Here is a 13,669-nt window from a genome sequence, read left to right on the forward strand (position 1 = left end):
TCCGGGGGGAGCGCGTCCGGCGCCGACACCTCCCCGGAGCGCGACGCGGCCGAGGACTCCACTGCGGGAGGTGGGGAGGGATGAGGGGGATCTGGATGCTCGTGCGACGCGACGTCGCGCGGGCCACGAGCAACACCATGGCCATCATCGTGGTGGTGGGCCTGTCCGTCCTGCCCTCGCTCTTCACCTGGTTCAACGTCATCGCCAGCTGGGACCCGTTCGCGAACGTCGACGAGCTCACGGTGGCGGTCGCGAACACCGACGAGGGATACCAGAGCGACCTCATCCCCGTCCGGCTCAACATCGGTGACCAGGTCGTGTCCGACCTGCGGGCCAACGAGGACTTCCACTGGGTCGTCACCACCGAGGAGGACGCCGTCGACGGCACGAAGTCCGGCGAGTACTACGCGGCGATCGTCCTGCCGCCCGAGTTCAGCAAGGACATGCTGACCTTCTACGCCCCGGGAGCCACCCGCACCGACATCACCTACTACACCAACGAGAAGAAGAACGCGCTGGCCCCCAAGATCACCGGTCAGGGCGCCGACCGCGTGTCCGCCGGCATCAACAGGGTCTTCTCGCAGACACTCAGCGAGATCGGGGTGAACATCCTGTCCTCGCTGTCGGACCACCTCTCCAGTGACCAGACCAAGGTCCTCCTCGCCCGACTCGAGTCCCACGTCGGCCAGACCTCCGCCCAACTGCGTTCCGCCGCCACGACGGCCGACACGTTCTCCACGCTCATCGCCTCCAGCAGGACACTCCTGGGGAGCTCGACCCGGCTGGTCGAGGCCACCGGGCAGACGCTGGACGACGCCACCGGGGCGATCGGTTCCGGACTGGACGCAGCCGGCTCACTGAAGTCGACCCTCGACTCCGCCACCGCGGGAGTCTCGGCGGCACTGGAGGTGAGCTCCCAGGGGTGGGCGGACCTGGCTGACAAGGTGGACGCGGTCTTCGCCGCCGCCGACCAGCAGACCACCGACGGGGTGGACGTCCTCAACGGGATGTCGGAGCAGGTGCAGGCCCAGATCGACGCCTACGAGGGGCTCAGGACACGGCTCGAGCAGGACGTGGCCCCGAACCTCCCGGACGGCGCCCTCGACCCGGCACTGGACGCCCTCGACCTCGCCATCTCCCACCAGGAGGACGTCCAGGACGCCCTCGACCAGGCGGCCGGGAAGCTCTCCTCGGAGAACTCCGGTGCGCAGGCCACCCACCGGGAGCTGGCGAGGACCATCGCCGAGGCGAAGGCCGCAGTCGACAAGCTGCACGACGTGTACGACACGGACCTCAGGGGGCAGCTCGACCAACTCGGTGTCGCCCTCGCCGCCGCCCGTTCCGCCGCGGGGGACGTCGGCACGGACCTGGACCGGGCAGCGTCGGGCCTCACGGGCGCCTCGGACTCGCTGGCCGTCCAGCTCGCGCACGCCCAGACGGTCACGACGTCCGTCTCCACCGACCTGGACGCCGCCGCCGAGACCTTCGACAGGCTCGGCACGGCCCTGGCGGAGGCGGCGGACACCGGTGACCTCTCCGCGCTGCAGGGCGTCCTCGGGGAGGACCCGTCCTCCGTGGCCGCCTCCCTGGCCGCGCCCGTGGGTCTCAACCGGGTGGCCGTCTTCCCGGTGGCGAACTTCGGCAGCGCCATGGCGCCCCTGTACACGATGCTGGCCCTGTGGGTGGGCGCGCTGCTGATGTCCGTGTCCATCCAGGTCGGCGTCCACCGCGACACCCTCCCCGACGGGCCCGACCTCGCACCGCACCAGAAGTACCTCGGGCGCTACGGGATCTTCGGGCTCATCGGGTTCGTGCAGAGCACCCTGGTGTGTCTCGGGAACCTGGTGTTCGTGCAGGTCCAGTCGGTGCACCCGTTGCTCTACATGCTGACGGGATGGATGACCTCACTGGTGTTCACCCTCACCGTGTACACGGCGGTCGTCGCCTTCGGCAACGCCGGCAAGGCACTGTGCGTGCTCCTGCTGGTCGTGCAGATCTCCACCTCGGGGGGCGCCTACCCCCTCCAGCTCCTCCCCGAGTGGTTCCAGCGCATCAGCATCTTCCTGCCGGCCACGTACTCGGTGCGGGCCTTCACCGCCGCGATCGCGGGGATCTACCACGCCGACTACTGGCACTCGATCGGTACGCTCGCGCTGTTCATCCTGCCCGCGCTCCTGCTGGGCCTGGTGGTGCGCAAGCCGCTGATCTCCTTCAACCGCAACCTGGCCGCGGCACTGGAGTCCACGAAGCTGATGTAGTGGAGGGGCTCGGCCGGGCCCAGCCCGCCCGGTACCATCGGCGAGTGCCCGCAACGTTCCCAGAGATCCGACAGTTCACCCCGCGCCTGGTCCCGAACCGGGATCCTCGACCGCCGAGCCCGGAGGCGGCCCCTGGAAGCGGTTCCGCAGCCACGGAGCCCGATGCGAGGACACGAGCCTGGTGCCAGGCCGTGTCTGCCGGATTCCATGACCACGACCCCTCCGAGGCGGGGCTGCGCAGGATCGCCTCGGCAGCACAGCGCTCCGGCGCGCTGCTGACCGAGGTCAGGGCGGACACCACCAGCCCGGATCCGGCGCTCGAGGACCGCCCCGTGGGAACGTTCTCCGTCTTCGACGGGCTGGCGAACCTCGGCGCGGGACAGATGGTTCCGGCGGGGTTGATCACCGGTGTGACCGTCCGACCGACCCACAAGCGTCGGGGGCTCCTCAGAGCGATGATGACGCTCAATCTCGCCCAGCTCGCAGCACGTGATGTCCCCCTGGCGCTCCTCACGGCGAGCAATGCCCAGCTCTACGGACGCTACGGCTTCCAGACGGTTGTGCGTGAGTCGAGGGTGACCGTGTCCCCGGGACCCGGGTTCTCACTGCGCACTCCCACCACGGGTCGCGTCGAGGTCGTGACCATGGGCTGGCTCCTGCCGCGGATGCCCCAGGTCTTCGACCGGTACCACCGGCGGATGCGCGGCTCGACGACTCGCTACGAGGGGTACTACGAGGACCTCTACCACGACCCGAAGGCCGACAGGGTGGACGGCAAGTTCGTCGCGGCCGTCCACATCGACGACACCGACAACCTGGACGGGTACGTGACCTTCGAGATCGAGGGATCCCCGGCGCTCAAGGTCCGGGAACTCGTGGCGGCCACGCCCGCGGCGGAACTCGCCCTGTGGGACCACCTCAACCGGGTGGAACTCATCAAGGAGATCGTGGCACCGACGGTCCCGGAGGACTCCCTCCTCCCCCTGGCACTCGTCGACCAGCGGAGCATGCGCACGACCTCCGTGTCCGATGCGCTGTGGGCACGTGTCCTCGACCCGGTCCAGGTGCTGGACGCGAGGCCGTACACGGTCGCGGCGCGCGGGGCGCACCTCCAGGTCGCATTCGCCGTCGAGGACGAGCTCGGACACGCCTCGGGTGCCTACCGGGTCGTCACGGCACCCGAGGGCGTGCAGGTCACGAGACTTGCGGGTCCGGAGTCAGCTCCGGCTGGTCCTGACATCCCCACACCTGTTCGCCTCACGGTCCAGGCGCTCTCGGCGCTGGCGTTCGGGTCCGCCACGGCCTCCGACCTCGCCGGGGCGCAGATGATCAGCGGGGCGGGCGAGGGTGAGCTGGAGGTCATGGATGCCCTGTTCGCACCCGTGGGGCGTGCCGGCTTCATGTCGCACTTCTGAGGCTGCGTGGGCGGGGTCGCCCTCGTCGGTGGACGGCCCACCTCACCCCCGCGCCGGCAGGCCCCGGTCCTCCGGTCCGTAGCGTCGCCCGGTGTAGCGGGGGTGCAGGAGGTTCTCCGGGGTGAGGATCGCGTCGATCTGCTCCTCGGTGAGCAGGTGGCGTTCGAGGAGGACCGCGCGCACCGACTTGCCCGTGCGCGCCGCCTCCTTGCCCACGGAGTCGCCCATGTGGTGGCCGATGATGTCGTTGAACAGGGTGACGATCCCGATGGAGTTCATGACGTATTCCCGGCAGCGCTGTTCATTGGCCGTGATGCCGACGACACACTTCTCCCGCAGGGTCGCCACGGCGTTGGTCAACAGGTTGAGGGACTCGAACATCGCCTGGGCCAGACCCGGTTCCATGACGTTGAGCTGCAGCTGACCGGCCTCCGCGGCGGCCGTCACCGTCACGTCGTTGCCCATGACCTTGAAGCACACCTGGTTGACGACCTCGGGAATGACAGGGTTGACCTTGGCGGGCATGATCGAGGACCCGGCCTGCATCTCGGGCAGGTTGATCTCCTTGAGCCCGGCGCGCGGCCCGGAGGACAGCAGACGCAGGTCGTTGCAGATCTTGGAGACCTTCATCGCGACGCGCTTGACCGCGGAGTGTGCTGCGATGTAGGCGCCGTTGTCGGAGGTCGCCTCGACGAGGTCCTCGGCCGACCTGATCGGCAGCCCGGAGACCTCCGCGAGCTTCTCGCACGCCACGTGCGCATAGCCGTCGGGGGTGTTAAGGCGCGTGCCGATGGCGGTGGCGCCCAGGTTGACCTCCAGGAGCAGTCCCTGGGCGTTGTGGAGGCGGGTGACCTCCTCCTCCATGTTGGTGGCCCAGCCGTGGAACTCCTGGCCCAGGCTCATGGGGACGGCGTCCTGGAGCTGCGTGCGTCCCATCTTGAGGACGCCCTCGAACTCCTCGCCCTTCGCGTGGAAGGCCGTCACGAGCGCACGCACCTCGTCGATGAGGGCGTCGATGCGGACGTCGACGGCCAGGCGGAACCCGGTGGGGTAGGCGTCATTGGTGGACTGGGACTTGTTCACGTCGTCGTTGGGGTGGATGACGTCGTAGCGCCCCTTGTCGAACCCGGCGAGCTCGAGGGCCAGGTTGGCCACGACCTCGTTCGTGTTCATGTTGACCGAGGTCCCGGCACCGCCCTGGAAGACGTCGACGGGGAACTGGTCCATGCACCTCCCGTGCTCGAGGATCTCGTCGCAGGCGGCCACGATCGCGTCGGCGACGTCGAAGGGGAGCACCCCGAGCTCCTTGTTGGCCAGTGCGGCGGCCTTCTTGACCATGACCATGCCACGCACGAGCTCGGGTTCCCCGGAGATCGTGTGCCCCGAGATCCGGAAGTTCTCCACGGCGCGCACGGTGTGCACCCCGTAGTACGCGTCGGCGGGCACCTCCCGCCTGCCCAGCAGGTCCTCCTCTGTCCTGGTCCTCATCGCTCCACCTCTCCGGGGCTCCCGCCCCACAACCCGCCGTGCGGACGGACCGGGACGCCCTCGTCCCTCTGGCCCCGGCACACGGTCCTGCTGCCGCTCCGGGGGCACTTCCGGGTGCCGGACCACTGCCGGCACCCCGGCGGGCGCCCACCGCCCTCCGACGGTACCCGCAGGTCCGCCCACCACGCGAGGGGCCACGCAGCGGATCGCGGTGGACGGCGCTGGACGGCGCTGGACGGCGGTGGATCGCAGTGGACGGCGGTCCCCACGGGAGCATCCGCGTCCGTCCCGGTCACACCGTCGAGAAGCCGCCGTCGGAGGTCAGCACCTGGCCCACCACCCATGACCCCTCGTCGCTCGCCAACCAGGCGATGAGGTGGGCCGGGTCGGAGGGGTCCCCGAACCGTCCGAAGGGGGTGGCGGCGAGGAGCTCCGCCACCTGCTCCGCACCGCGGTCGGTGGTCGCAGGGTCCAGGTACCCGGTGTTGACGGGGCCCGGGTCGATGGTGTTGAGCACGATCCCGAGATCGAGGAGTTCAGCGGCGACGGTGCGGGTCACCCCTGCCAGTGCCGCCTTGGAGGCCGCATACGCGACCTCACCGCGCATGGGGGAGTGGACCTGGCCGGAGGTCATCCAGAACACCTTTCCCAGCGGGACGCGTGCTGCCCCCGCCCCGGCGCCGGCGTCCGGGCGGGGCGTCCGCTCCCCGGGCAGCGCCGGGCACTGCCGCCCCCCGGCGAGACCACGTGCGAAACCCGCCGTCAGCAGCAGCGTCGAGCGGGAGTTGGTGTCCCAGTGGGCATCCAGCCGGGCGGCGTCCATGTCCAGGATCGACCCGTCGTGGCCGCTGAGTGCGTGGTTGCAGACGAGGATGTCGAGTGAGCCGGTCAGGGAGCGCGCCGCCGAGAGCAGGGGCTCGACCGTCCCCGCGTCGGAGAGGTCGGCGTCGGCCTCTCCGAGTCGCGCCCCCGGTGCCACCCTCTCCCCGAGCCCCTCCAGGAGTGCGTCGAGGTCATCCGCTCCCCAGCGCTGGTCGTGGTCGTGGCGCGCGAAGTGGTGCACGAAGACGCTCGCGCCCATGTCCAGGAGTGCCGCGGCCACCGCGTGGCCGATGCCCCGCCTCCGGGAGACCCCGGTGACGAGGGCGGTGTGGCCCGCGAGGGGGAGCTGGGTGGTGTGCCGGCTCATGTTGGGCCTCTCAGTCGTCCTCGTCATCGGAGGGGGTGGCGGGTCCGCGCCTGGCCTGGATCTCGATCTGTTCGGAGTCGAGGAGGCTCAGGGCGTACCGCAGGGTACGCGAGGAGTAGCTCCGTGAGGCGCGCGCGGCTGCGAGGGCGCGACGCTGCGCCTGGATGGCGAGGAGCCGCAGCTCCCGGTACTGGGCGAAGATGTCCGGTGTGGTGGCGGCGGACTCGGCGCGTGACAGGCGCATCCGGTCGACGTCCACATGGGCACGGTGGAGGACGCCGGGATCGTACGGGTTGCCGTCACGGCGGCGCAGGGCAGGGTCGTCGAGGGCGGCCAGTGCGGCCCCGTCCAGTGAGGCCCGCAGCGCGATCCGGTCGGAGACCGGAGGTGCGGTGTCCCCGGCCAGGCCCAGGGCCCGCGCGAGTGCGGGGAGCGTGGAGCCCTGGACCAGCAGGGTCCCTGCCGCGACACCGAAGGCGACGAGCACGAGGAGCGCGCGCTGGGGAATCCCGGCGGGAAGGGACTGGGCGGCCGCCAGCGTCACCACGCCCCGCATCCCGGCCCACACGAGGAGGGTCCCCTCGCGGGCACCCAGGGGCTCGGCGGTGAAGTAGTCGATGTCGGCGGAGTGCCGCGAGAGGCGGCGGTGCCACCTGGCGATCCGTTCCCTGGGCGGGGCCGTGTGCTGGGTCACCGCGAGCCTGAAGCGCCGCTTCAGCTTCCACGCAGTCGGCTCCGGGAGGGAGCTGAGGTCCACCAGGGAGGGGCCACGCGGTGCGGCAGTGCGCGGTGGGGTCGTCGGCCGGCCCCCGGGCACCGCCGGGTCGGGGACGCCGGGTCGTGCCCCGGGGCCTCTGCGGTCCCCACGAGCGGTGGGCGAGGGCGCGAAGTGTGAGCGCAGCTCGCGGTAGGCGTCGCGCAGTTCCTGACCACGGCGCATGCGCCGGTTCAGCCAGGCCAGCAGCGGCACCAGGAACAGCGCGCGGAGCACGAGGATGAGGGCCACGGCCAGCGTGGCGATGCCCAGGGCCATCCAGAGGCTCTCGTGCTCCTTGCGGACCTCGGTGACCAGGCCGAAGAGCTCGAGGCCCATGACGAGGAACACCGCGCCCTCGAGGAGGAGCTCGACCGTGCGCCAGTTGGAGGCCTCGGACCGGCGGTCGAGGGGGCTCAGGTGGGTGGGAGCCCCGTTGCCCGTGACCAGTCCGGCAGTGGCCACGGCCACCAGTCCGGAGGCACCCAGCGCCTCGGTGGGGAGGAACGCCAGGAAGGGCACCGCGAAGGAGACGGCGGTGGAGAGCACCGGGTTCGCCAGCCACCCACGCAGCAGGAGCCCGCCCTTCCCGATGGCCACGCCGAACACGACGGCGACCGCCACGGCGTAGAGGAAGCTGCCCCCCACCTGCCACAGGGGCACCGTCGCGGCCGTGGCGGCGATCGCGGAGCGCATGAGGACCAGCGAGGTCGCGTCGTTGAGGAGGCTCTCACCCTCCAGCACCGTGACGATGCGCGGGGAGACACCCAGCCTGCGCACGATGGAGGTGGCCACGGCGTCGGTCGGGCTGAGGATGGCTCCCAGGGCGATGCCGATGGACAGGCTGATGCCGGGGATGACGGCGGCGAAGACGACGCCGAGCACGAGTGAGCTGATGAGCACGAGGAACACGGACAGTCCCCCGATGGCCGTGAAGTCCCGACGGAAGTCCATGGAGGGCAGGCTGACCGCCGTCGCGTAGAGGAGGGGAGGCAGGACCCCCGCCAGGATCCACTCGGGCTCGACGGTGATGGCGGGGACCGCCGGCACGAAGGAGACACCGACTCCGAGGAGCACCAGCAGGAGGGGGGTGGCCACGCCGACCTTCGGGGCGAGGCGGTGGACGAGGACGATGGCGAGGACGGCCAGGACGACGACGAGGGCGACCGAGGTGACCTCAGCGTCCGCTGCGTCCACGGCACTCCCTCCCGTGCGCGCTGCCCGTGCGCGTCACTTCCCCGGACACCGTATCCCGCGAAGGGCCCGCCCCGCCCGGTGTGTCCGCCGCCACGCGGTCTGCCGGTCCGCTGACCCGCGCCGTGCTGCTCCGCGCCGTGCTGACCTGTGGCCCGCACGTCGGTCAGTGCGTGGGGCGGGCCAGCGCGTCGGCAGGTCAGCGCGTCGGCGGGTCGGCGGGCACTGCCCCGCCGTCGTCCTGTGTCGGTCGGGGCGTGGGCGCGAAGGTCTCGGGGTGTGAGGGGGTGTGGAGGACGGGCGGCGGGGTCGTGGGGCGTCCGGAGGGCACACCTCCGGACCAGACCGTGTCGGGGTCGAAGTGCGAGGGGTCGGACGGGGCCGGAGGCGGGCCCGGGGGACCGACGGCACTGGCCGCGCGCCTGCGGGAGATCCGCCATGCGCGCAGGAGGACGAGGCCGAGGACAGCGGCGGCCGTGGGTACGAGGAAGAGGAGGAAGACGATGGCCCTCGTCATCTCGGGATAGGAGACGTCCTGGCCGGTCTCCATCAGCAGCGAGGTCACGGTCAGGCCCGCTCCGAGCACCACCAGCACCCACAGGAGGACTCGCAGGACCGGGATCACGAGGCGGTCGACCATGGTCGGGACACCCTCCTGCGGGGTCAGGCGCCGGGGTGGGCGGTGTACCGTCCTCGTCGGGGTGCACGACGGACGTGCGCGGACCCCACGCTATCCCGGACCCGCGGGCGTTGCAGTCGGAGGGCGTGGCAGTCGGAGGGCGCGGCAGCGACGTCCGGTGCGGCGGTGACGGGCCTGGCCGCCGAGGGCGGGGGAGCACCCCGCGCGCCGGTCCGGGGTCGTCCTCAGGGGGCCCGTCCGCCTGGGCCATTGGTCACGGGTGGGGCAAACTTCGCTCTCACGTCATCGAGATGCACGTTTGTGCACGCGGTGTGGGCAATTTGTATCGCGCAGGTCCGTAGGCTGAACATGTAGGCAATACCGGTGCAGGTGGCGGGTGCCCGAGCGTCCAGACCAGGGACCTCGACCCGGGCGCCGGTGCTCGGCGGCATCGCGGCCGCAGTGCAGGACGGGAAGGAACACGTGGTGAAGACGATCCAGACGGACGTCGTGGTCATCGGAGGCGGTTCGACCGGCGCCGGTGTGGTCCGCGACGCGGCGATGAGGGGGTACCGGACGGTCCTGGTGGACCGGGCGGACCTCGGGCAGGGCACGACGGGCCGCTTCCACGGCCTCCTCCACTCAGGGGGCAGGTACGTGGTCTCCGACCCGGAGTCGGCCACCGAGTGCGCCCAGGAGAACGCGATCCTGCGCAGGATCCAGGCAGGGGCGGTGGAGGACACGGGCGGCATGTTCGTCACCACCCCCGTGGACTCCGAGGAGTTCGCCGACGGCTACGTGGCCGCCTGCCGGGCCGCCAAGGTCCCCGTCGAGGAGATCTCGGTGGCCGAGGCCCTGCGTCGTGAGCCGCGTCTGAACCCCGGCACCAAGCGTGCCTTCGCCGTCCAGGACGGCACGGTGGACGGCTGGCAACTGGTGTGGGGCGCGGTGCGCTCCGCCGAGGCCTACGGTGCCAAGATCCTCACCTACCACCGCGTGACCGCGATCGAGCACGGTGACGGCCAGGTCCGCGCCGTGGTCGCCCACGACGAGCGCGCGGGGGAGGACGTCCGCATCGAGTGCTCCTTCGTGCTGAACTGCGGCGGTCCCTGGGCCGGGAAGATCGCGGCCATGGCCGAGTGCCACGGGGTCGACGTGGTCCCCGGTGCGGGCATCATGATCGCGATGAACCACCGGCTCACCCAGTCGGTGCTCAACCGGTGCATCTACCCCGCCGACGGCGACATCCTGGTCCCCGTCCACCCGGTGTGCATCATCGGCACCACGGATCAGAAGACCGACGACCCGGACCACCTGCCGATCCCGCGCGCGCAGGTCCAGCAGATGTTCGACTCGGGGGAGCACATGATCCCCGGGTTCCGCCACGCCCGCGCCCTGCACGCCTGGGCCGGTGCCCGCCCGCTGGTGCGCGACAGCCGGGTGTCGGCCTCCGACACCCGCCACATGGCCCGCGGCATGCACGTCGTCGACCACGAGGAACGCGACGGGGTCAAGGGTCTGCTGACGATCGCGGGCGGCAAGCTCACCACCTACCGGCTCATGGCCGAGCGCATCGTGGACCAGATGTGCGAGCAGATGGGCGAGCAGCGCGAGTGCCACACCGCCGACGAACCCGTCCCGGGGTCCGAGGACCACCACCTCTACACCCTCGGTCACCGCCTCCACGACGTCGAGACCGAGACGAAGGCCCCCGGTGGCCAGCAGATCATCTGCGAGTGCGAGCTCGTCACCCGGTCCATGCTGGAGAAGGTCATGGACGGGCTGGGGGAATTCACCCTCGACGACGTGCGTCGCCAGGTGCGCCTCGGCATGGGCCCCTGCCAGGGCGGGTTCTGCGCCTCGCGCGCCACCGGCATCGCCCATGAGCGCGGCGACATCGACGCCGCGCGTGCCACCGGCCTGCTGCGACTGTTCATGAAGAACCGCTGGATCGGGTTGTGGCCCATCCTGTTCGGTGAACAGGTGCGCCAGTGCGCCCTGGACAACTGGATCTACGAGGGCACGCTCGACCTCGAGCACCTGCCCGAGCCCGCCGAGGAGGTCGTGCGATGAGTGACGTCGTCGTCATCGGGGCAGGACTGGCCGGCCTGGCCGCCGCCGTCCGGCTCCAGGAGCAGGGTCGCGAGGTCGCCCTCGTGACGAAGGGGATCGGTGGCCTGCAGCTGGGCCAGGGCACCGTGGACGTGCTGGGGTACACCCCCGCGCCCGTGGCAGAGCCCCTTGCCGCCGTGGACGCCTACCGCTCCGAGCACCCGGACCACCCCTACGGGCACTTCCCGGGAACAGAGGTGGGGGACGCCCTCGCGTGGCTGGGGAGCACGGTGGGGGAGGGACTCCTGGTCGGGGACGGACAGCGGAACTTCCGTCTCCCCACCGCGGTCGGCGCCCTGCGTCCGACGGCCCTGGCCCAGCCGTCCATGGTGGCCAGCGAGCCCACCGACGGGCGCAGCTACGTGTTCGTCGGTCTGCGGCGCCTCAAGGACTTCTACCCGGACCTGGTGGCCGCGAACCTCGCGCGCCAGACCACGCCCTCGGGTGAGCCGATCAGGGCGCGCGCCGTCCACGTGGACCTGGAGGTCCGCGAGGGCGAGGCAGACACCAGCGGATTGAACTTCGCCCGCGCCCTCGACCGTCCCGAGGTCCGCCAGCACCTGTGCGCGCTGGTGGCACCGCTGCTCGAGGACGGCGACACCGTCGGGTTCCCGGCAGTGCTCGGTGTCGAGGACACGGACGCCTGGCGCGACATCGCCGCGCGTCTCGGGCACGACGTGTTCGAGGTGCCGCTGCCCCCGCCCTCCGTGCCGGGGATGCGCCTCAACGAGCGCCTCACGCGTCTGGTCAAGTCGCGCTCGCGCCTCATCGTGGGGTCGAGGGTGCTCGGCTACGAGGCCGAGGACGGACACGTCGTGTCGGTGACCATCAAGTCCGCCGGCCACCACCGCCAGCTGCGCGCGGACGAGTTCGTCCTGGCCACCGGTGGTTTTGAGTCCGGCGCTCTGGCCATGGACTCCTACGGGACGGTGACCGAGACCACCTTCGGCCTCCCACTGGTGGGCACCGGCGGAGAGCTGGTGCACGCCGACTACTGGGGCACCGAACAACCCCTCTTCCGGGTGGGCGTGGCCGTCGACGACGCCATGCGTCCCCTCGACGAGGACGGGGCTCCCGTCCTCGACAACCTGCACGCCGTGGGCGGACTGCTCGCCGGTGCCACGCGGTGGCGGGAGAAGTCCGGCGACGCCATCGCCCTGGTCAGCGCCCTGCGCGCAGCCGATTCGATCCTCGGGAGCAAGTGATGAGCAACGAGACGATCCTCGACCTGGAGTCCTTCGGGCTGCGTTCCAGCCTGGACGCCTGCGTCAAGTGCACGATCTGCGAGACCCAGTGCCCGGTCGCCCGGGTCACGCCCCTCTTCCCGGGGCCGAAGTTCGTCGGCCCCCAGGGGGAACGCTTCCGTGACGGCAAGCTCTCCGTGGACCACTCCATCGACTACTGCTCCTCCTGCGGGACCTGCACCCTGGTGTGCCCGCAGGGGGTCAAGGTCGCGGAGATCAACCACCATGCGCGCACCGCCATGAAGGAGCAGGAGGGCATCCCGCTGAGGGACAAGCTGATCTCCCGAACCACCCTCATGGGCATGGTGATGACCCCCTTCGCCCCCGTCGCGAACTGGGCACTCGACCAGAAGCCGATCCGCTACGCGGTGGAGAAGGTCATCGGCATCCACCGCAACGCGCCGATGCCCAAGGCCCAGCCCCACACCTTCGACCACTGGTTCAAGCACCACACACCCCAACCGGAGTCGGGCACGAAGGGTCAGGTCATCTTCTTCCACGGGTGCGCGGGGGAGTACTTCGAGGTCGAGACCTCCATCCACTCCGTGCAGATCCTCGAGCACCTCGGCTACGAGGTACTGGTGCCCAAGCACGGGTGCTGCGGCCTGGCCCTGCAGTCCAACGGTCTCTACGACGACTCCCGCAAGTACGTCTCGAAGCTCACCGAGCAGCTGCGCAGCGTCAACCGGGACGCCCCGATCATCAGCGCCTCCGGGTCCTGCGCCGGCATGCTCAAGCACGAGGCCGAGGAGATCCTCCAGATGGACACCCCCGAACTCCACGACGTGTCCACCCGCATGTGGGACATCTGCGAGTTCCTCCTGGACCTCCACGACAAGGGGGAGTTGGACGAGGACTTCGAGCGTTTCGACGTGACGATCCCGTACCACGCCCCCTGCCAGCTCAAGAGCACCGGCATCGGGATGCCGGCCATCCACCTCATGGAGCTCATCCCGGGTGTGAAGGTCGTGGAGTCGGACCAGCCCTGCTGCGGCATCGCCGGCACCTACGGCCTCAAGAAGGAGAAGTACGACGTCGCCCAGGCGGTGGGCAAGCCCGTCTTCGACTTCATCGAGCGGGTCAACCCGGAGCTGGCGGCCTGTGACACGGAGACCTGCCGCTGGCAGCTGCGGACCTCCACCGGAGCGAACGTCGTCCACCCGATCTGGCTGCTGCACAAGGCCTACGGACTGAGCTGAGCTGACGGCCCCTGCCCGGGCTGGGCCCGGGCAGGGTGTCCCGGCACAGGGATGCCTGCCGGAGGTGGTCCGGCACACACGGCTTCCCACTGGGTGGTGAACCTGGCACTGAGTGGCGTACTTCGCGCTGAGTGGTGGACTTCCCACCGAACGGTGGCCCTGTACCCCCACCACTCGGTGGGAAGTCCACCGTTCGG

9 protein-coding genes are annotated in these 13,669 nt (G+C 70.7%); 5 read left to right on the forward strand and 4 right to left on the reverse strand.

The annotated features are described in order from the left end of the window. Positions 1–80: 80 nt before the first annotated feature. The gene (locus TA90_RS10730) at positions 81–2,258 is read left to right on the forward strand and encodes a YhgE/Pip domain-containing protein (protein WP_043536350.1); all 2,178 of its coding nucleotides are present in this window, start codon (positions 81–83) and stop codon (positions 2,256–2,258) included. A 191-nt stretch (positions 2,259–2,449) separates the two neighbouring features. Then, positions 2,450–3,673 carry a GNAT family N-acetyltransferase gene (locus TA90_RS10735; RefSeq protein WP_043536352.1) on the forward strand — a complete coding sequence of 408 codons (1,224 nt, stop codon included), beginning with the start codon at positions 2,450–2,452 and terminating at the stop codon, positions 3,671–3,673. Between the two features lie 42 nt (positions 3,674–3,715). On the opposite strand, the gene aspA is transcribed toward TA90_RS10735, so the two are convergent. The 4 genes from aspA to TA90_RS10755 form a co-directional block, all read right to left on the reverse strand. Beyond that, entirely contained in the window at positions 3,716–5,161 is a 1,446-nt protein-coding gene (aspA, locus tag TA90_RS10740) for an aspartate ammonia-lyase (RefSeq protein ID WP_043536353.1), read from the reverse strand. Between the two features lie 292 nt (positions 5,162–5,453). Then, on the reverse strand, positions 5,454–6,350 hold the full coding sequence (locus TA90_RS10745) for an SDR family oxidoreductase (RefSeq protein ID WP_043536355.1): 897 nt from the start codon (positions 6,348–6,350) through the stop codon (positions 5,454–5,456). Positions 6,351–6,360: 10 nt separating this feature from the next. After that, a complete protein-coding gene (locus TA90_RS10750) occupies positions 6,361–8,301 on the reverse strand; it encodes a cation:proton antiporter (RefSeq protein ID WP_052450781.1) in 1,941 nt (646 codons plus the stop codon). 196 nt (positions 8,302–8,497) lie between these two features. Continuing rightward, positions 8,498–8,938 (reverse strand): hypothetical protein, encoded by a 441-nt coding sequence (locus tag TA90_RS10755; RefSeq protein WP_043536356.1) that lies wholly within the window; start codon positions 8,936–8,938, stop codon positions 8,498–8,500. A gap of 465 nt (positions 8,939–9,403) precedes the next feature. Between TA90_RS10755 and glpA the strand changes: the two genes are divergently transcribed. Genes glpA through TA90_RS10770 form a run of 3 tightly spaced genes read left to right on the forward strand, consistent with a single transcriptional unit; the run spans position 9,404 to position 13,472 of the window. Continuing rightward, positions 9,404–10,990, forward strand: coding sequence for an anaerobic glycerol-3-phosphate dehydrogenase subunit GlpA (gene glpA, locus TA90_RS10760; RefSeq protein ID WP_043536363.1), 1,587 nt, complete (start codon positions 9,404–9,406; stop codon positions 10,988–10,990). After that, the gene (gene glpB / locus TA90_RS10765; RefSeq protein WP_043536358.1) at positions 10,987–12,234 is read left to right on the forward strand and encodes a glycerol-3-phosphate dehydrogenase subunit GlpB; all 1,248 of its coding nucleotides are present in this window, start codon (positions 10,987–10,989) and stop codon (positions 12,232–12,234) included. Before glpA ends, glpB begins: the two co-directional genes overlap by 4 nt. Continuing rightward, on the forward strand, positions 12,234–13,472 hold the full coding sequence (locus tag TA90_RS10770; protein ID WP_052450782.1) for an anaerobic glycerol-3-phosphate dehydrogenase subunit C: 1,239 nt from the start codon (positions 12,234–12,236) through the stop codon (positions 13,470–13,472). Before glpB ends, TA90_RS10770 begins: the two co-directional genes overlap by 1 nt. Positions 13,473–13,669: the final 197 nt, after the last annotated feature.

It is taken from the genome of Actinomyces polynesiensis (assembly GCF_000820725.1).
In the GTDB taxonomy this organism is placed as follows: Bacteria; Actinomycetota; Actinomycetes; order Actinomycetales; family Actinomycetaceae; genus Pauljensenia; species Pauljensenia polynesiensis.